This window comes from Oscillospiraceae bacterium (assembly GCA_022483045.1).
In the GTDB taxonomy this organism is placed as follows: Bacteria; Bacillota; Clostridia; order Oscillospirales; family Acutalibacteraceae; genus Caproicibacterium.
Map to the genome: position 1 here is coordinate 38,022 of JAKVOA010000002.1, position 18,594 is coordinate 56,615.

General features: G+C 47.7%; 17 protein-coding genes and 2 pseudogenes. 15 read left to right on the forward strand and 4 right to left on the reverse strand.

All coding sequences use genetic code 11. The features are described 5' to 3' along the window. Positions 1-130: 130 nt before the first annotated feature. The 13 genes and pseudogenes from LKE53_08920 to LKE53_08980 all read left to right on the forward strand — a co-directional run bounded on the left by LKE53_08920 (position 131) and on the right by LKE53_08980 (position 11,035). A complete protein-coding gene (locus LKE53_08920; GenBank protein ID MCH3972863.1) occupies positions 131-1,732 on the forward strand; it encodes a terminase large subunit in 1,602 nt (533 codons plus the stop codon). A gap of 83 nt (positions 1,733-1,815) precedes the next feature. Beyond that, positions 1,816-2,121, forward strand: coding sequence for a type II toxin-antitoxin system RelB/DinJ family antitoxin (locus LKE53_08925; GenBank protein ID MCH3972864.1), 306 nt, complete (start codon positions 1,816-1,818; stop codon positions 2,119-2,121). After that, positions 2,118-2,445: pseudogene (locus LKE53_08930) on the forward strand (type II toxin-antitoxin system RelE/ParE family toxin). Before LKE53_08925 ends, LKE53_08930 begins: the two are co-directional and overlap by 4 nt. A 69-nt stretch (positions 2,446-2,514) precedes the next feature. Further along, positions 2,515-3,819, forward strand: a complete 1,305-nt coding sequence (locus LKE53_08935) for a phage portal protein (protein ID MCH3972865.1) — start codon at positions 2,515-2,517, stop codon at positions 3,817-3,819. Then, positions 3,779-4,642, forward strand: a complete 864-nt coding sequence (locus LKE53_08940) for a Clp protease ClpP (protein ID MCH3972866.1) — start codon at positions 3,779-3,781, stop codon at positions 4,640-4,642. The genes LKE53_08935 and LKE53_08940 overlap by 41 nt, the downstream gene beginning before the upstream one ends. 15 nt (positions 4,643-4,657) lie before the next feature. Beyond that, the gene (locus LKE53_08945) at positions 4,658-5,854 is read left to right on the forward strand and encodes a phage major capsid protein (GenBank protein MCH3972867.1); all 1,197 of its coding nucleotides are present in this window, start codon (positions 4,658-4,660) and stop codon (positions 5,852-5,854) included. 40 nt (positions 5,855-5,894) lie between these two features. Then, positions 5,895-6,170, forward strand: coding sequence for a head-tail connector protein (locus LKE53_08950; protein MCH3972868.1), 276 nt, complete (start codon positions 5,895-5,897; stop codon positions 6,168-6,170). 11 nt (positions 6,171-6,181) lie between these two features. Then, a complete protein-coding gene (locus LKE53_08955) occupies positions 6,182-6,541 on the forward strand; it encodes a head-tail adaptor protein (GenBank protein ID MCH3972869.1) in 360 nt (119 codons plus the stop codon). A gap of 78 nt (positions 6,542-6,619) precedes the next feature. Continuing rightward, positions 6,620-7,033 (forward strand): phage holin family protein, encoded by a 414-nt coding sequence (locus LKE53_08960; GenBank protein MCH3972870.1) that lies wholly within the window; start codon positions 6,620-6,622, stop codon positions 7,031-7,033. A gap of 195 nt (positions 7,034-7,228) precedes the next feature. After that, positions 7,229-7,435 carry a hypothetical protein gene (locus LKE53_08965; GenBank protein MCH3972871.1) on the forward strand — a complete coding sequence of 69 codons (207 nt, stop codon included), beginning with the start codon at positions 7,229-7,231 and terminating at the stop codon, positions 7,433-7,435. A 51-nt stretch (positions 7,436-7,486) separates the two neighbouring features. Next, positions 7,487-9,046 carry a recombinase family protein gene (locus LKE53_08970; GenBank protein MCH3972872.1) on the forward strand — a complete coding sequence of 520 codons (1,560 nt, stop codon included), beginning with the start codon at positions 7,487-7,489 and terminating at the stop codon, positions 9,044-9,046. A 4-nt stretch (positions 9,047-9,050) separates the two neighbouring features. Next, a pseudogene (locus LKE53_08975) lies at positions 9,051-9,458 on the forward strand (recombinase family protein). An 8-nt stretch (positions 9,459-9,466) separates the two neighbouring features. Then, positions 9,467-11,035: a recombinase family protein gene (locus tag LKE53_08980; protein ID MCH3972873.1), complete on the forward strand. Its 1,569-nt coding sequence runs from the start codon at positions 9,467-9,469 to the stop codon at positions 11,033-11,035. Positions 11,036-11,064: 29 nt separating this feature from the next. On the opposite strand, the gene LKE53_08985 is transcribed toward LKE53_08980, so the two are convergent. From LKE53_08985 to LKE53_09000, 4 genes are all read right to left on the reverse strand, one after another. Beyond that, positions 11,065-14,478: a DEAD/DEAH box helicase family protein gene (locus LKE53_08985; GenBank protein MCH3972874.1), complete on the reverse strand. Its 3,414-nt coding sequence runs from the start codon at positions 14,476-14,478 to the stop codon at positions 11,065-11,067. After that, positions 14,478-16,484 carry an Eco57I restriction-modification methylase domain-containing protein gene (locus LKE53_08990; GenBank protein ID MCH3972875.1) on the reverse strand — a complete coding sequence of 669 codons (2,007 nt, stop codon included), beginning with the start codon at positions 16,482-16,484 and terminating at the stop codon, positions 14,478-14,480. Before LKE53_08990 ends, LKE53_08985 begins: the two co-directional genes overlap by 1 nt. A gap of 18 nt (positions 16,485-16,502) precedes the next feature. Then, positions 16,503-16,718, reverse strand: coding sequence for a helix-turn-helix domain-containing protein (locus LKE53_08995; protein MCH3972876.1), 216 nt, complete (start codon positions 16,716-16,718; stop codon positions 16,503-16,505). 628 nt (positions 16,719-17,346) lie between these two features. Further along, the gene (locus LKE53_09000; protein ID MCH3972877.1) at positions 17,347-17,697 is read right to left on the reverse strand and encodes a hypothetical protein; all 351 of its coding nucleotides are present in this window, start codon (positions 17,695-17,697) and stop codon (positions 17,347-17,349) included. A gap of 50 nt (positions 17,698-17,747) precedes the next feature. Between LKE53_09000 and LKE53_09005 the strand changes: the two genes are divergently transcribed. Both LKE53_09005 and LKE53_09010 read left to right on the forward strand, forming a co-directional pair. Next, complete coding sequence (locus LKE53_09005; protein MCH3972878.1) at positions 17,748-18,044, forward strand: hypothetical protein; 297 nt, start codon at positions 17,748-17,750, stop codon at positions 18,042-18,044. A gap of 8 nt (positions 18,045-18,052) precedes the next feature. Continuing rightward, entirely contained in the window at positions 18,053-18,409 is a 357-nt protein-coding gene (locus tag LKE53_09010) for a transposase (GenBank protein ID MCH3972879.1), read from the forward strand. Positions 18,410-18,594: the final 185 nt, after the last annotated feature.

Below are 18,594 nucleotides of genomic sequence, written 5' to 3' on the forward strand. Positions count from 1 at the left end.
AGAAATATTCCGAAAGAAGAAGCCGTACGGCTCTTTCTCTCGTACCAACATAGATTTGTGAGGATCGCCAGTCGAATATATCGACAGGCGGCCTTTTATTTTGCCTTGAAAGGAGGATACCGCCGTGGCAATGAGAAAACTGAAACATTACAAGCCAACCCGCTTCATGGCAGAAGGTTCCGCCTACAACAAGGTTATGGCGGACTACGCCGTGACGTTCATCGAGCAGCTCTGCCATACCAAGGGCACATGGGCAGGAAAGCCTTTCGAGCTCATTGACTGGCAGGAGCAGATTATTCGTGACCTCTTCGGCATTCTGAAGCCGAACGGTTACCGGCAGTTTAACACGGCCTATATCGAAATCCCGAAGAAGATGGGAAAGTCTGAGCTTGCCGCTGCGGTCGCGCTGCTCCTCTGCTGCGGCGACGGAGAGGAACGCGCTGAGGTCTACGGCTGTGCCGCTGACCGCCAGCAGGCAGCCATCGTGTTCGACGTCGCCGCCGACATGGTCCGAATGTGTCCGGCGCTCGACCGGCGCATCAAAATTCTTGCTTCTCAAAAGCGGATTATCTACCAACCTACGAACAGTTTCTATCAGGTGCTCTCCGCCGAAGCATATTCAAAGCACGGTTTCAACGTCCACGGCGTCGTCTTCGATGAACTGCACACACAGCCGAATCGGAAGCTCTTCGATGTCATGACAAAAGGTTCCGGCGACGCCAGAATGCAGCCTTTATATTTTCTCATCACGACAGCCGGTAATGACACAAACACGATCTGCTACGAGGTCCATCAGAAGGCGCAGGATATCCTTGACGGCAGGAAGGTTGACCCGACCTTCTACCCGGTCATCTACGGTGCCGCTGAAACGGACGACTGGACAGACCCGAAGATCTGGAAGAAAGCAAATCCGTCGCTCGGCATTACAGTCGGCATCGATAAAGTCGAAGCAGCCTGTGAATCGGCGAAGCAAAATCCCAGCGAGGAGAACTCCTTCCGGCAGCTCCGCTTAAATCAATGGGTTAAGCAGGCCGTCCGCTGGATGCCGATGGATAAATGGGACACCTGTGCGTTCCCTGTAAACGAAGAGGAACTGGAAAACCGCGTCTGCTACGGCGGTCTCGACCTCTCCTCCACGACCGACATCACGGCATTTGTTCTGGTTTTCCCACCAAAGGACGAGGAGGATAAGTACATCGTTCTCCCGTACTTCTGGGTACCGGAAGAAACGCTCGACCTCCGTGTTCGACGCGACCACGTGCCCTATGACGTCTGGAAGAAGCAAGGGTATCTCGAAACTACGGAAGGAAATGTGATACACTACGGCTATATTGAAAAGTTCATCGAGCGTCTGGGTGAGTGCTTCAATATCCGGGAGATCGCCTTCGACCGGTGGGGAGCTGTGCAAATGGTGCAGAACCTCGAAGGCATGGGTTTCACGGTCGTTCCGTTCGGACAGGGCTTTAAGGATATGTCGCCGCCCACGAAGGAACTCATGAAGCTCACGCTGGAAAAACGCATCGCACACGGCGGTCATCCGGTGCTCCGCTGGATGATGGACAACATCTTCATCCGCACCGACCCTGCAGGAAATATCAAAGCGGACAAGGAAAAAAGTACGGAAAAAATCGACGGCGCGATTGCAATGATCATGGCGCTTGACCGTGCCATCCGCTGCGGCAACGACAACGGCGCTTCTGTTTATGATGACAGAGGCATTTTATTTCTGTAAATAATATTTTCATTTTTGCTTGCTGTTAGCTTGCATATTGCAGCCAACTTGTGTTATGCTATCCGTGAAAGGATGGGATTTGTATGGCACGAACTTCTAATGTTTTCGCCCGTGTAGAGCCAGAAATCAAAAAGCAAGCCGAAGAAGTACTCAATCAGCTCGGCATTCCGATGTCCAATGCTGTAGGAATGTTTTTAAGACAAGTCGTACTGCAGCGCGGTATTCCATTTGAAATAAAGCTGCCCGCGAATGCTCCGATTGCCTTTGGTGCCCTTACCAAAAAACAATTTGATACTGAAATGAACAAAGGTATGGACGATATAAAGGCAGGCAAGGTTTATTCGTCAGATACCGTTGAAAAAGAGATGAAGCGGGACTTTGGAGTATGAGCTGGGAAGTTGCATATTCCGAAAAAGCGCGCCAGGATTTAAGAAGCATTTATGAATATATGGCAGACGGGCTCTGTGTTCCGGATACAGCGGTAAAGCAGGCAGGACGGATTTTGCAGCATATAAAGAGTTTGAGTAAAATGCCTCTGCGTTACCGATTATACGAGGATGAACCTTGGCACAATGGGGCTGCGTTTCTTTCCCGTAGACAATTATCTGGTTTTCTATCTGCCAAAAGAAACGGATAAAATGGTATATATTGTCCGCATCATGTATGGCGGACGGGATATCAGAAAGCAGCTCCGTGAAACAATAAAATATTAATTGCTGAAAGCATCTATCGAAAGGTAGGTGCTTTCTTTATGCCATTTTTCAGAAAGCCTGGTGATTCATATGAGCATCTTCAGAAGCCTTTTCCGGTCACGGGATAAGCCAGGACACCGTCCTAAGGACTCAACGAACGGCAGCGGCTACCGTTACTACTTCGGAAGTTCATCGTCCGGCAAAGCCGTGACAGAACGCTCCGCCATGCAAATCTCGGCGGTCTACGCATGTGTCCGCGTCCTTTCGGAAGCCATTGCGAGCCTGCCACTGCACCTTTACCGCTATACAGACAAAAACAGCAAGGAAAAGGCTGTCGACCACCCGCTCTATCCGCTGCTTCATGACGAACCAAATTCAGAGATGACTTCGTTCATCTTCCGGGAAACGCTCATGACGCACCTTTTACTTTGGGGCAACGCTTACGCACAGATCATACGGAACGGCCGCGGCGAGGTCACGGCACTTTATCCTCTCATGGCAAACCGGATGCGTGTCGACCGGGACGAAAACGGCCACCTTTACTATGAATACCAGATGAGCACGTCAGACGCTCCGACGATGAAGGCCGGGACGGTCAGGCTCACGCCTTCCGACGTGCTGCACATTCCGGGACTTGGCTTTGACGGTCTGGTCGGCTATTCGCCGATCGCGATGGCGAAGAATTCCATCGGCATGGCAATGGCGACAGAAGAATATGGAGCTACATTTTTTAAGAACGGTGCAAATCCATCCGGCATTCTGTCAATGCCGGGCGTCGTGAAAGACCCGGAGAAAATAAGGAACTCATGGGAGGCCGGATTCGGCGGGAGTTCCAATTCCAACAAGGTCGCCATTTTGGAAGAAGGCATGACCTATACGCCGATTTCCATCAGTCCGGAGCAGGCGCAGTTCCTTGAAACGCGCAAGTTCCAGTTAGACGAAATTGCGAGGATTTTCCGCATCCCGCCGCACATGATCGGCGATTTGGAACATGCAACCTTCTCGAACATTGAGCAGCAAAGCTTGGAATTTGTCACTTATACGCTGGAGCCGTGGCTCGTACGCTGGGAACAGTCCATGCAGCGCTCGCTCCTTTCTCCGGAGGAAAAGAAAAGCTACTTCATCCGCTTTAATGTAGACGGGCTCCTGCGGGGAGACTACCAGAGCCGCATGAACGGTTATTCGACCGGCATTCAGAACGGAATTTTTTCCGTGAATGATGTGCGGGAACTTGAGAACATGGATCTCCTTTCCGACGAGGAAGGCGGCAATATCCACGTCCTGAACGGAAACGTGGTAAAGCTCGCGGATGCCGGATCAGCATACAATCAGAATTCAAACAAGGGGGATACCAATGGAAAAGGCAAACAAGTTCTGGAGATGGGCAAGAAATAAGCTGCCCGATCCAGCAAATCCCGGACAGGAAACGGAAGAACGGACGCTGTTCCTTGACGGTACAATCGCGGAAGAGAGCTGGTTTAACGACGACGTCACTCCGGCTCTTTTTAGATCGGAATTGGAAAGCAGCTCCGGTAACATCACTATATGGCTGAACTCTCCGGGCGGCGACTGTTTTGCGGCAGCACAGATTTACAACATGCTCCGCGACTACAAGGGCAAGGTCACAATTAAGATTGACGGTCTTGCGGCTTCCGCGGCAAGCGTCATTGCGATGGCTGGCGACAAAGTTCTGATGTCTCCGGTCTCGATGCTCATGATCCACAATCCGAGCACAGTCGCTATGGGCAGCACTGACGAAATGCAGAAGGCAATCGAAATGCTGGACGAGGTGAAAAACTCCATCGTCAACGCTTACCAGACAAAGACCGGCCTTTCGAGGAATAAGCTTAGTAAGCTCATGGACGAAGAGACCTGGATGAATGCCGGGAAAGCGGTCGAACTGCATTTTGCGGACGGTGTGATTGAGAGGAGCTCCCTCTATGGTAGAAAACCGGAAACAGAGCCTGACGAAACACCTGCTGAGGATGAACCGGACGAAAGAACCACATCAGAAAAGGAATCCGATGAGGTTGAGCCGAAATCCATGCTCTTCTCCCGTTACAGAGCTGCGGCAGCCATGAACAAGAAGCTCTGCGACTACTGCAGGGAACATTCCGAAAAACCGCCTGATAACGAAAAGCAGGCAAAAGTTTACAACACAGGCAGATCGGTCGAAGACCTCGAAAAGCGTCTCGACCTCATGAAACAGTTCATTTAATAGGAGGACAACATCATGAATGTACAGGAATTAATTAATAAGAGAGCCAAGGCGTGGGAAACGGCAAAGGCATTTCTCGAATCCCACCGCAGCAGCGGCGGCATCCTTTCTGAGGAAGACGGAGCCACCTACGACAAGATGGAAAAGGAAATCACCGGCCTCACAAAGGAAATCGACAGGCTGAACCGCCAAAAGTCTATCGAAGAACAGATGAGCCAGCCGGTCAATATTCCCCTTACCGGGAAGCCAGGTGCCGGAACAGAGAATAAGCCGGAGAAACACGGCAGAGCATCTGACGCCTACGCGAAAGCAATGCTCACAGCCATGCGCAGCGGCTTCCACCAGGTGTCAGACATTCTGCAGGAAGGCACTGACGCGAACGGCGGTTACCTCGTTCCGGAAGAATGGGACTCCCGCCTTATCGACAAACTCACAGAAGAGAACATCTTCCGCAGCCTTGCAACGACCATCACTACGTCCGGCGAACACAAGATCAACATTGCGGGCACAAAACCCGCGGCGGCATGGATTGAGGAAGGCGAAGCGTTGACTTTCGGAGATGCGACGTTCGACCAGATCGTCCTTGATGCACACAAGCTCCACGTGGCCATCAAGGTAACCGAGGAACTGCTTTACGACAACGCCTTCAATCTGGAGAACTACATCATTGACCAGTTCGGCAAAGCGTTCGGCAATGCCGAAGAGGACGCTTTCCTGAACGGCAGCGGAACCGGAAAGCCGACCGGCATCTTTGCGGACAAAGGCGGCGGTGTAACGGCTGTAACCTTAAGTGGTACAAAGCTCGCGACGGATGATATTCTCACCCTGATTTATGCCTTGAAGCGCCCGTACCGCAAGAACGCCTGCTTTATTCTGAATGACTCCACCCTCGCGGCAATCCGCAAACTCAAGGACAACAACCAGGCCTACATCTGGCAGCCGTCCTATCAGGCTGGCGAACCGGACAGGCTTTGCGGATATCCGGTGCGTACTTCCGCTTATGCGCCTGCTCTTGAAGCCGGAAAAGCCGCGATCGCCTTCGGTGATTTCAGCTACTACAACATCGGTGACAGAGGAACCAGAAGTTTTCAGGAACTCCGCGAGCTCTTTGCCGGTAACGGAATGATTGGCTATGTGGCGAAGGAACGTGTCGACGGCAAGCTCGTGCTGCCGGAAGCTGTCCAGATCCTGAAAGCTGGAGCAAGTGCCTGAATCAACTGATTCATAAGCAAAACAGAGGCGGTGACACATCATGCTGATTACACTGGATGAAGCAAAGCTTTATCTGCATATTGACTCTACAGATGAGGATTCCATGATAACGGGATTTATAGAAACAGCGGAGAAACTATGCATGAATATCGCACGTGTAGACGAAACGGGGCTTCTTGCTTCAAAAGAAACCGCGCGGATTGCGGAGCTTTACGCGGTGGCCTATCTGTACGAAAACCGGGAAAACGCAGATTTCAAGGAGCTGACTTCCATGCTCCGTGCCATCCTTTTTGGCATCCGCAAAGACACGTTTTAGGAGCGCCTGCCATGAGATACAAAATGCACATCAGTGAACTGCGGACCTTAATCCGCATTCAAAGGAAAGTGGTCACCGGCACAGGTATTCACAAAACGACCGACTGGATTGACCTTGGAAACCTGCTTCCCACTGACCCGCCCCGTTATCTGCGGTGCAAATGGTATCCTTTGGGCGGAACCGAAGCGTGGATTGCCCAGTCCGTCCAGGTGATTGACGCGGCGAATGTTGTTTTGCGGTATAATCCGCTGATTACCGCTTCCTGCAGGCTGATCCGTGGCAGCATTGTTTATACCATCATCGACCCGATGGATCCGGACCAGCACCGCGAATGGACAGCTTTTAAAGTCAAGGCTTCTTTAAGCGTTTAATCCTTTCAGAAAGCTTTTGAGCGGTCGTCCATACGGGCGGCCGCTTTTTTCATGCACAAATTCAAGGAGGCATGTCTCATGAAAGAATTCTGGAATTCCATACAATTTGTGTTTGCTGCCATCGGCGGGTGGCTCGGCTATTTTCTCGGCGGCTGCGACGGTCTGCTCTATGCGCTGCTTATCTTTGTCATCTGTGACTACATCACCGGCGTCCTGTGCGCAATTTCAGACAAGAAGCTCTCATCCGAGGTCGGTTTCAGGGGAATCTGCCGGAAGGTGCTGATTTTTCTGCTGGTCGGAATCGGAAACGTAATTGACGTGCAGGTTCTCGGCCAGCCGGGCGTGCTCCGGACGGCAATCATCTTCTTTTATCTCTCGAACGAAGGGCTGTCTCTGACAGAGAATGCGGCGCACCTGGGACTTCCGATACCGGAAAAACTCAAGACTGTGCTGAAACAGCTCCATGACCGTGATGAAAAGGAGGACAAGTAACATAGCTGCCATAGAAATTCATGTATCGGTGTGACAGTGCTATATTGATTTCAACAGGGTAAAGGCAAATAACATATTGTACAGCATCTACCTTGCCTGCGAGTGTTCCTTCATCGGAATGCCCGCGGGCTTTTTTGATTTTCTTCCGCTCAAGTCGCTCCTCCATCTCCAGTGAAAAGTGGAGGTGGATAACCGATGACAGAAGAAGCAAAAACGGATCATACCGGATTTTTTACACCGGAAAAGCTGCAGGGCGATTTTGATTACTACCGCGCTCAGAAAATTGCAGAAACCATGCTCGCAAACGGTCTGATTTCACAGGCTGAATTCAACAAATTAACGGACATCAACCGCAGAACTTTCTCCCCTCTGTACGTGGAAATCATGCCGGAAATTGCTTGATAGTTCCGGCATTCAGAGTGATAGATAGACGTACCAAGAGGAGGTGAGTGCATGAAAAAGGTCACGAAAATTGAGGAAAACAAAAAGGCCAATTTTCATGGCAGGAAGCTTCGCGTAGCCGCTTACTGCCGTGTTTCGACCGATTCTAATGAACAGGCAGAAAGCCTGAAGGCCCAGAAGGAGCACTATGAAAGTTACATCAAGTCGCGCGATGACTGGGAGTTCGCTGGGCTTTATTATGATGAAGGTATCACTGGCACAAAGAAAGAGAAGCGTCCGCAGCTGCGGAAAATGATGGCCGACTGCAAAGCTGGAAAGATCAATTTCATTTTAACCAAATCCATCAGTCGTTTTTCCCGGAATACGGCTGACTGTCTTGAACTGACGCGAAAACTTCTTACACTGAATATTCCCGTTTACTTTGAAAAGGAAGACATCAACACCGGGGCAATGGAAAGCGAACTGTTCCTTTCTATCCTGTCCAGTATGGCTCAAAACGAATCTGTTTCCATTTCGCAAAATGGCAAATGGTCGGTTCAGAAACGATTTGAAAGCGGGACCTTCAAAATCAGTTACCCGCCCTATGGCTATGACTGGAACGGCGAGAAGATGGTTATTAACCCCGCTCAGGCTCAAGTTGTAAAACAGATTTTTTCTGAAACGCTGTCTGGAAAAAGCAGCCCTGCCATTGCGAAGGAACTCAATGCCGGGCATATTCCCAGCAGGAGAAGCGGGCATTGGACCAGTACGACTGTCCGCGACATGTTGACAAACGAAAAATACACCGGCGACTGCCTGTTTCAAAAGACTTATACCGATTCCCAGTTTAACCGGCATCACAATCGCGGTGAGAAAAACCGGTATTTATTGCAGAACCATCATGAGGCAATCATCAGCCATGAAGATTTCAACATGGCGGCGGCACTCATTCGTGAACGCGCCGCTGAAAAAGGTGTAGAGAAGGGAAGCCGCAAATATCAGAATCGGTATCCATTTTCCGGGAAGATCATCTGTGGAGAATGCGGCAGCACCTTCAAGAGAAGAATCCACACCTGCAGCGATTTCAAATATGCTGCATGGTGCTGCAAAACGCACATTGAGGACAAGAGCAAGTGCTCGATGAAGTTCATCAGAGAGGATGCAATTCAGTTTGCCTTTGTCACCATGATAAACAAGCTGGTCTTTGCGCACCGTCTCATTCTGAAGCCCTATGTTGAAACCATCAAAAGTTCATCTTCCGACGATGCGGTTCGTCGCGTCCAGAAAATCCAGACGCTTTTGCTGCAGAATGCCGAACAGCGTGAAACGCTCCAGAAACTCATGGCACAAGGATACCTCGATAAAATCCTTTACAGCAAAGAAAAGAATGAGCTCCTGATGAAGGCCAACGACCTCCGGACGGAAGCTGATTCCCTGAATAACCGAAAAAGTGAAGGCATCCACACGGTTACAGAAGCGACCGCCCTTCTCCATTTTACGGAAAAAGGCGTCATGCTGGATGATTTTGACGGGGTGCTTTTTGAAAAATTCGTTAACCGCATTCTTGTAAAATCCAGAAATGAACTCTGCTTTGAGATGAAATGCGGTCTGACGCTGACAGAAAGGATTTGAGTCCATGGGACATACACCATTCGGATACCGGATTGAAAACGGAATTGCCGTCGTTGACAAAGAGAATGCCCGGAAAATACGAAAACTCTACACTAACTATCTTTCCGGACTTTCCCTTACCGAAGCCGCTAAAGAAGCCGGTATCGAAATGTACCACTGCTCTGCAAAACGCATCCTGAGAAACCGGCATTACCTCGGTGATGATTTCTATCCGGCCATTATCAATGCAGATACATTCCGGAAAGCAGAGGAAGAGTTGGAAAGCCGTGCTGAGAAGCTCGGCCGGAAGAACAGGAGAAAGGAAACAGTTCCACAGGCACTGCCGACGAGGTTTTCCGTAAAACCTGCAGAAAAGCATTTTAACGACCCGGTCCTGCAGGCGGAATACCTCTATGGGCAAATTGAAAGCGAGGCAGATTCATGGGAAAAGTCATGCTCATTCCTGCAAAAAGGCAGGTCGGAAACAATGAGAGAGCAGAAGAAAATCCACGGCTGAGAGTTGCGGCCTACTGCCGGGTCAGCACGGACAGCGATGAACAGGCAACAAGCTATGACGCGCAGGTCAAGCACTACACGGAGTACATCCAGAGGAATCCGGAGTGGGAATTCGCAGGCATTTATGCCGACGACGGCATCTCCGGCACGAACACCAAGAAGCGGAATGAATTCAACCGGATGATTGACGACTGCATGGCCGGGAACATCGACATGATTATCACAAAATCCATCAGCCGGTTTGCCCGAAACACGCTGGACTGCCTGAAATACATCCGGCAGCTCAAGGACAAGAACATTCCGGTCTACTTCGAAAAGGAATCCATTAACACATTGGATGCGAAAGGTGAAGTCTTGCTGACGATTATGGCCAGCCTTGCCCAGCAGGAAAGCCAGAGCCTTTCGCAAAACGTAAAGCTCGGCCTGCAGTACCGCTACCAGCAGGGAAAAGTGCAGGTCAATCACAACCGATTTCTCGGTTATACCAAAGACGAGAACGGCCATCTCATCATTGACCTGGAACAGGCAGAGATTGTAAAGAGAATTTACCGCGAATACCTTGAAGGCTCCAGCATGGGCAGGATTGCCGCTGGACTTGAAAAAGATGGCATCCTCACCGGAGCCGGAAATACGAAATGGCACACCAGTACCATCAACAAAATTCTCCGCAACGAAAAGTACATGGGCGATGCCCTGCTTCAAAAGACTTATACGGTCGACTTCCTTACCAAGAAGCGAATCAAGAATAACGGCACGGTTCCGCAATACTACGTGGAAGCCGACCATGAAGCCATTATCCCGAAGGACATCTTCATGCAGGTGCAGGAAGAACTGGTCCGCCGCCGTGTGGTGTATGTCAGCCCTTCCGGCAGAAAAAGAAATTTCTCCTGCAGCCACCCATTCGCGCAGATGGTCTACTGTGGGGAATGTGGAGAGCTTTACCGCCGGATTCACTGGTACAGCCGGGGTAAAAAATCCATTGTCTGGCGGTGCATCAGCCGGTTGGAGTCCACTTCGGCAAAAGAACCCTGCCACAACCGCACGGTGAACGAAACCGTATTGCAGGATGTTTCCGTAAAAGCAATCAATCAGGTCCTTGAAGATAAAGACCACTTCACAAACGCCCTGCAGCAGAATATCGCCGCTGCCGTACGGCAAACAGATACCCTTTCACCAGAGGGGATTCAGAGACGGCTGGAAGAACTGCAAATAGAGCTCATCAAAAAAGCAAACAATCAGGACGATTACAAGGCCATCACAGATGAGATATTCCGGCTCCGGGCACAGAAAAAGCAGTCTGAATCCGAAAACACGCTTCGGGATGAAACCTTAAGCCGCATCCGTGAGTTGCAGGAATTCATCGCCGCTCAGCCGACCGAACTCACTGAATTTGACGAGACTCTGGTCAAGCGGCTGATTCAGAAAATCACCGTCTACGCGGACAAGTTTACGGTGGAATTCAAGTCCGGTGTAAGCGTGAATATAAAAGAATAAGAGTAAGCTGTCTTGATAGGCAATTTACCTTACAGGTTGAACAGCTTTTTCATCTCTTCTTCAAGCGTTCCGTTCTTTGCATAATCCAGCGTGTCGCATAGCTTAATATTGTGCTTATCGATATGGATCTCATCACTGAATCCAAGAATGTACCTTAGGCAAATCCGGTAGATGATTTCTGTCGGTGCACAACCATATACCTGTTTTGCAAAGATATGATTCAATCTTTCCGCATTATCAGGATACAAAACTTTCATACGGTTGCTTTGGTATAGGCGGGTAACAATCTCTGTGATATACATACCCGATTTCATATAAAGGTCAGCAAACGTATTGTTCGGATCATCGAAGCACCCGGGATTCTCCTGCTCCAGGCGATCAACCATGTTCTTGACCACACGTTTTGGCGTGAAAATTTGGTTTGTTTTCTGTGGCGGAATATAATCAAAGATGTCACCTTTGCTGGTCTCATTAAAGTAATCGGCCAGTTTGGCGCGTTTCTTCATAAATTCCAGAACTGCATCATTAAAGACAACTTCATCAAACAGGTGGCCGTCAAAATGTTTCTTGTGTTCCTCGTCTCGAATTCCGTTTCCATTCTCATTCTTTTGGTAGTAGTCGCCGCCATCGCGAAGCATACGGAACTCATCAAGTGTTACACCTTTACCGGTCTGCGGATTAACAGTCACTTCCCAGAATACATCTGCTGGTACGAGTGAATCGAAATTTGCCAGTGTCGTATTTTCATCACCATAGGCCATAAGAAATGCAGGTATGGCACGGGAAAAACCACGCAGGTGATCCCTCACGCTGCCTTCAATAGAATCTTTCTTATTATTAAGTTTTTCCGTCTCTACTGTTTTGACGATGGTTTCCGCTGCCTTCTTGACGGTTTCATTACTGTGGAGCTTTTGATATATGTTGTTTACCATGCTATTATATTCTTTAATGCTTCGTTTCTTATATTCTTCAGCAAGCTTTGAGATTTCCGACATGGGAGCGCCTGATTTTTGTGCATCGGCGATTTTGTCTTTACGTTCTTTGACAAGTTGGTGATTGCGGATAGCGTAATCACCGTATTCATGGTTGACTACAGTGTCCGTGGTATCCTGAATTTTCCGCTCCATCTGATTCTGTGTAGATTTTTTCAGGTCATGGCCATACTGCGTTTTTGCTGAGTCTATAAGCGTATTGGCTATAGGCTTGGAAAATTTTTCGCGAAGTTCCTTCAGTTCATCCTTCTTTGGATCCTTTGTCATCTCAACCTGTTTGGTGATGTCCTCAACTGCAGCTGCCAGCTTTTGATCGACATCCCCATATACTTTGTCTCCGAAAAGCTCGCTTGCCATGCCGATAACCTGTTCCTTCGGGACTTCCACGTTACCTTTTTCATTAAGATTTAGCTTATCAGCTGTCCCTTCGTCAACCTCGACAGGCGCCAGCGTCTTGGGTTCCTCAATTGCTTGCATGCCATTGATAAGATCGATGATCTCTTTCGGTGCTCCGAAAATGCCGGAAATGTTGGCAAAAAGGAAGTTGGACATGAACCCGCGTTCTACGACTTCCTTAGCATGGATGTGCCGCGGAATCGTGAGAACAGACTCGGCATCCAGTTCTATCATAGATCCCTGGTCATCCTCGCCATAAACAGGGAAAAAATTTAGAAGCTCACGGACATGCTTCTTACGCTGGTCGAAGTCTCCTTTGTCGCCCGCTGTTTCAGGAATCAGGTCATTGGCGAACTTTTCAAATATCGTCAGTGTACGCGCCGGATCAAAGTCAAAGACATAAGCGTTCTGTTTTCTGTAAGAGTTGCCCTGTGCATCATGAAACAGGCACGGATTTTGAGCGCGGAAAGCGGCCTGCATGTACAGTGCCGGGCTTGCCATGTTCGAAAGCATCAGCACAGCCGTCCACTCCGGGATCGTGACACCGGTCGTCAGCTGGCCAACAGACAGAGTAATGGTCTTATCGTATTCTTTGATGGCCTTTGTGACACGGTCGAATGCCTTCTCGTTTTCATCATCGTCGTCCAGCTTGCCGTCGCCTGCTGCAAGAATAATGTGATAATCCTTAAACACAGGATGAAGCTCCAGCTTCTTTGCCAAAGCCTTAGCACTTGCTACGCGATTCAGCAGCCAGAACGTATGTTTTAGCTCATTTCGCAGCTCCGGAGTAGAAAACGGGAACTTCTCCTGGCGTGTTAGTGCATCAAGGAACTTGTCCACATCCGCGTCATGTATGAACTTTCCGGATTCGTTCGTCTTGAAGAACTCATTCAAGTCGAAAGCATATTCTTCAACATCATTGTCTGCAAGCACAATACCCTGTTTTACCTTGTCGCGGATGATATCCGACTTCTGGTATGTAAACAGACTAAGCCGTGGAAGGTTTTCATACGGGTTCTCAATTTCGCTGGAATCATTCCAATCACGCTTTTTCTTTTGTTCGTCCGCATATGTCCAGTTGAAAATCGCATCTTCCGCAAATTTGTCATTTGCCAATGCCTTAAACGGCGTACCAGAAAGATGCAACGTCCATTTACGCTTAATATGATTGAAAGCGGTATCTGTCTTGTAGGTATCGACACCTTCATGCGCCTCATCTACAATCATAATATCCCAGTTTAAGCCTTTGTCTGCGCTTACTTCTGACAACTTATCATACTGCCCTCCGAAATAGAGGGAACCTTTCAGATCCTGCAGGCTCACAAATTCGATGCAGCCTTTGGCATGGCTATTTCCATCCAGCACTTTGTCAAGATACTCCTGACGGCTCATCACATATTTTTTGTCTTTAATGCCGTCCACGTTGCTGACAAACAGATAGCCGGACTGCGGGCCGAAAAACGTCTCATAGTCCGAATACCATGAATTTGCAATTGCCGGGCGGTTCGTCACAATAAGAATATTCGTCGCATCAAGCCTTTTGCACAGGTCATAAGCCGAAAGCGTCTTGCCAAAACGTGGCTTTGCATTCCATAAAAATTCACCATTGCTGTGAGATTTGAAATAATCAAGTGCTATCTCAACAGCTTTGTTCTGCTCATCGCGGAGCTTATACGGAATGACCGCGTCCGCGTCATCATCGGAAACAACACCGTGATTCTGGGTAAAATCAACAAAATCACCCTTTGCGGTATTGGGCGCAATGCAGAACCACTCCGTGCCTTCCTCACGATCGACGCTAAGCTTCTTCAAATAGGCGTGAAAGTCCTTATCGGTAAAGACTCCGAATGGTTCCGTCATGTATGCGGCGCGCAGATGCCACCATGTTTTATGCGGCACACCGACGGTGTGCGTCTGCTCTTTAATGCGGGTTTCCACATTCCGCTCCGTAAAGCCGATTTTTGTCCAGCCGTCATGCGCGGGCACTCCCGGCGTGGTATACGCATAGCATTGGGGAACGACTGGATAAGCTGTTTGGATTTTGATGCCCGCCATCACGCCATCTCCTTTACATGCGATTCGATGAAGTGAATCTCCTTTTCATCAAGCCCATACTTGCGGTACAGCTGTAAGTCGATTTCATGAACGGATTTTGACCAGTCGATATCAGAACTTGAAGTAAAGTCTTGGAGAGGAACATAGTTCCACTTTTCCTTGGTGTTATCCTGTGTGATTTTTAAAATTCCAAGCATAACTCTTGCAAACTTGCTCTGAACGTATTTTAGACAATGCTCAGCTTCTTCTCTTGTATCAAATGAACCAATCGACAAGAAAGTTTCAGTAGCCCCGATTAGGGGTTCCCCGATTAGGGGTTCCCCGATTAGGGGTGTACTCAATACTTCGCCGAGTGCTCCACTTCCATTTGCTTTTGGTATAAATACCTTATATTTATAGAAGCTATCCGGAACATCCTGATAATCTTTCCTTCCCCAACAGTAAACTCTTTTACTGGAAATTAGTCCCAAAAATCGAACATATTCATGTTCATCAGAAGGCTTATTTTTAAAAAATGCAATATTTATCAGTTTTGTAAACGCACCCGCACCAACATCCTTTCTGTGCCCTTTGGACTGTATAGATATAATTTCCGGATGCTCTTCTAATGCTTTATCCGAAAGCTTATACACACCTCGTCCTGATATTATCGAACTGAAAAAATTGGTCGTTACTGATTTTACTTTTTTTAATGTCAAGTTCAACTCAGGAAAAGATGTAAATATTTTCACAGGCGTATATGTTCTGCTATAGTCGTGATAAGTTACAGCAACACCTCCCTTAATATCTGTATTAGGAAACACAGCAGCACTGTTTGGCTCATATTTAAGAACTTTAAAATGTTCGTCATTAAGCATTTTCTCATTCCAGACTTTAGGTGTACTGCCAGCATTGAAAAGGAAACGTGCCGGATGAATCAGTTCCACTTTATCAGCTATTTTATAAACCGCATCCATAAACTGGTTATATACAGGCTTCGCATAATTTCCATTTTCTCCTGAATTCTCAAAGTCCTCATTATATGGTGGATTTCCAATTACAAAATCGAAAAGTTTATGTTCCATGACTTTCATCTCCTTTAGTTTGTTGAAAAGAATGGAATTATCTCTTCTCCAGTTGTATATTTTGCACGGTATAGCTTCAGGTTCATTATCTGCCATATCTGTCATTTCAGAATACATATCGAAAAGCGTTAGCTGCTGGAATTCCTCGTACGGTTTTCCGAGCGGGATAGTGTCTTTCAGGCCGTCCATCTGCCAGACGTTCCATACAATTTTATTCGCCACTGTCTGAAGCAGCTTCTCGTCGGGTTCCTTGTCCCACCGTTCCTGATAGTAGTCGATAAATGTTAGGAGCAAATTGATTCTCGCTATCAGAAGACTGTCACCCTGATACTCGTACCCGTAGGACGCCTCGAACGCCCGGATTGCCCATTTGACCCACTCGTCATAGTTTTCGGCATTTTCATTCACGATCCGGAGTTTCCGGTCGAGCTGTCCAATTCGATGCTTTGGCGGCACGATAAGATGTCCTGTTGACACATCATAGCGGGACACAAGATAAGGCGCTTCCCCACAGGTAATCTCCAGCCGCCGTGAATCCACATAATGTTTCCACGTCTTTCTTTTTGGAAACTCAATCGGTTCTTCAGCAACCGTCCATGTGTGGTCGTCGTTCTCTGCATTGAATACGTCTTTTCTGCCGAACCACTCTTCATCGCAGTAATTGTTCATCATGTTGCACAGCCATGCCGGTGTGAACACCTCGGCCTTTTTTCTTGTGCGGGCCTGCTGCGCTTCCTGTGTCTTCTGGATTCTCGGCTTGATGATGTCCGTATGCTGCAAGAGAAGACTGCGACTTATCGGCTCCTTATCTGTGAAGCCCTGTCCAAGTTCCTCATAGGTATCGGTTGCCCAGATAATATTTTTCTTTGTTGATTTATCCTCAAGAAGCAAGTCCAGAAGAGGGGCTACCGGACCGCTCTGAACATCTATCAGTTTTTCCACAAACGGAGTTTCCCTCCTTTAAGCCTGTTCATTATCTTCCGTATTGCTTTCTTCTGATGCGCCGCCGGATCTGATCCATTTGTCAATTTCGGACAATTTGAATTTCCAAAGCCTGCCGACCTTATAGGCAGGCATATTACGCTTATTGATCCACTGCAGGATGCTTTCGCGTCCAACTCCGAGGTATTCCTGTACTTCTTTAAGTGTCGACCACTTTTCTATATTTTTATCCACTGGTCTCTCCTCCATCGCTCGTATGGAACGTAACATGAATTCTTATATTAAAATCCCATCTATGGTTAGGAAAGCAATTTTCGCCATCTGCGTCCTACATTTCCCACTTGCATTCAAAATTCCCTTCGAAGCCACAGACATCAATGTCTGTGGCTATTTTCGTATGTTAGCCCTGTTTGCGTAACTGGCGGACATTGTGAAATAGCGGCTTCCAGCGGCATTAAAGAACTTAATAACAAATGTGCCCTGGTTTTTCTGGTTATTCAAATAACCGTACAGCTTTTTAAGAAACTCGTAACTTTTGATGCCGATCACCCCCGGTACCTGATTCTTAGCGTTTCATCTATTCTCTGGTACCTGATGTTTCTCCGATACTAAAGACAGTTGATCGGAAGGCCCTGATAACAACGAAAACAGACTTTTAAATGCATTATAAGCATTTCACAGACAATCGTCAACTACACAGAGGTTATAAATTTGTAAACAGATATAAACAGACAATAGTACTCAATAAAGTGAGGTAAAAATTCATGTCAAAAGAAGATAGAGAAATGTGGCGGATCAACATTGAGAATTCCACCGACACAGTCAGCAAAATTTACGGACCTAAAGTAGCGGCTTCAGTATTTCAAAGGTATAGCGCGACAAGCTTCGACAACCTTAGTGATACAGTTGTAAAGAGAAGGAATTTTGTTTTCTGAAATGATATTGTTTTGCAATAGCTTGGTGCATACGTCTCCAGTGTAAGCGTCAAACCAGACGGCGCCTTGGAAAAGTCAAGAATCGTGCAGAGTATGAACACCCCAAATTTCATAGATTCCCAGATTCGGTGCTGCCAATAGTAATACGTCTTTTCGTTGATTTCGTGCTGTTCGCACCAGTTTCGCACCGTTAATCCGCTGCTGCGGCATTCGGATACGCGCTGCGCCCATTCCTCCATGCGTTGGTTTTTGCCAAGTATCCGCAAATCCTTCTCCATTTTATCAACTGCTCCAATCTTATTTCCATAGACTCTTTGGAAGTCTTTCGGTGATTGGAAGCAATTATCTCATCTTTTTCTCAATCTTACCAGACGTCCACTGGCTTTACGCTTACGATTATCCGAAATGGAGTACAGTGAAATCATTTTATTACCGGGCAATCGCAAAAGGAATTTGGGAAAAAGTCATGCAGTTTTTAGTCAAAGAAACTCGAATAAACGCCGGAAGAAACGAAAACCCGTCATACGCTTTGATTGATTCGCAAAGTGTAAAAACAACTGCCGATGCAAATAACCGCGGCTATGACGGAGGGAAAAAACAAAAGGACGTAAACGTCATATTGTAACCGATATCATGGAAAACATCCTTGCTGTTCACATTCATGCGGCAAATATACATGATACAAAGGGCGGATGTTACGTTTTCGCAAAAGCAATGCAAAAATATCCGTCCATCCAAGCAGGCTGTGCCGATGAAGGCTATCGCGGAACTTTCAAACGTTTGATCGAAGCGGCTTTTCATGTCAGAATCGACATTTCAAGGCAAATTAAGCCAAAGTTTGAGGTCTTGCCCAAACGGTGGCGCGTAGAGCGCACCTTTTCCTGGTTCAACAATTCTCGCCGGTTGTCCAAAGATTATGAGATTAACACGGTATCGGAGAAAAACATGGCGATGATTTCCCATTTGAATACTCTGCTGAACCGGCTATGAGAACACCTTCTTAATAACATTTATCTTGCCAGCTCAATGCAATTTTGTCATCTATCCTCGACACTCAGCATCAAAAAACATCTAATCCACTGCCTCAAAGGCTAACATCTAATCTGGCAACTCAACTATGTGACAGAATTCTGGAACAGCTTCAGAAGCACTCCGTAGATAAGTTTCCACAAAGC

What these genes read in the sequence shown, in the direction of transcription:
- LKE53_08920 (MCH3972863.1), top strand. Translation starts at nt 131, where the DNA reads ATGAGAAAACTGAAACATTACAAGCCAACCCGCTTCATGGCAGAAGGT.
- LKE53_08925 (MCH3972864.1), top strand. Translation starts at nt 1,816, where the DNA reads ATGGCACGAACTTCTAATGTTTTCGCCCGTGTAGAGCCAGAAATCAAA.
- LKE53_08935 (MCH3972865.1), top strand. Translation starts at nt 2,515, where the DNA reads ATGAGCATCTTCAGAAGCCTTTTCCGGTCACGGGATAAGCCAGGACAC.
- LKE53_08940 (MCH3972866.1), top strand. Translation starts at nt 3,779, where the DNA reads ATGGAAAAGGCAAACAAGTTCTGGAGATGGGCAAGAAATAAGCTGCCC.
- LKE53_08945 (MCH3972867.1), top strand. Translation starts at nt 4,658, where the DNA reads ATGAATGTACAGGAATTAATTAATAAGAGAGCCAAGGCGTGGGAAACG.
- LKE53_08950 (MCH3972868.1), top strand. Translation starts at nt 5,895, where the DNA reads ATGCTGATTACACTGGATGAAGCAAAGCTTTATCTGCATATTGACTCT.
- LKE53_08955 (MCH3972869.1), top strand. Translation starts at nt 6,182, where the DNA reads ATGAGATACAAAATGCACATCAGTGAACTGCGGACCTTAATCCGCATT.
- LKE53_08960 (MCH3972870.1), top strand. Translation starts at nt 6,620, where the DNA reads ATGAAAGAATTCTGGAATTCCATACAATTTGTGTTTGCTGCCATCGGC.
- LKE53_08965 (MCH3972871.1), top strand. Translation starts at nt 7,229, where the DNA reads ATGACAGAAGAAGCAAAAACGGATCATACCGGATTTTTTACACCGGAA.
- LKE53_08970 (MCH3972872.1), top strand. Translation starts at nt 7,487, where the DNA reads ATGAAAAAGGTCACGAAAATTGAGGAAAACAAAAAGGCCAATTTTCAT.
- LKE53_08980 (MCH3972873.1), top strand. Translation starts at nt 9,467, where the DNA reads ATGGGAAAAGTCATGCTCATTCCTGCAAAAAGGCAGGTCGGAAACAAT.
- LKE53_08985 (MCH3972874.1), bottom strand. Translation starts at nt 14,478, where the DNA reads ATGGCGGGCATCAAAATCCAAACAGCTTATCCAGTCGTTCCCCAATGC.
- LKE53_09000 (MCH3972877.1), bottom strand. Translation starts at nt 17,697, where the DNA reads ATGGAGAAGGATTTGCGGATACTTGGCAAAAACCAACGCATGGAGGAA.
- LKE53_09010 (MCH3972879.1), top strand. Translation starts at nt 18,053, where the DNA reads ATGGAAAACATCCTTGCTGTTCACATTCATGCGGCAAATATACATGAT.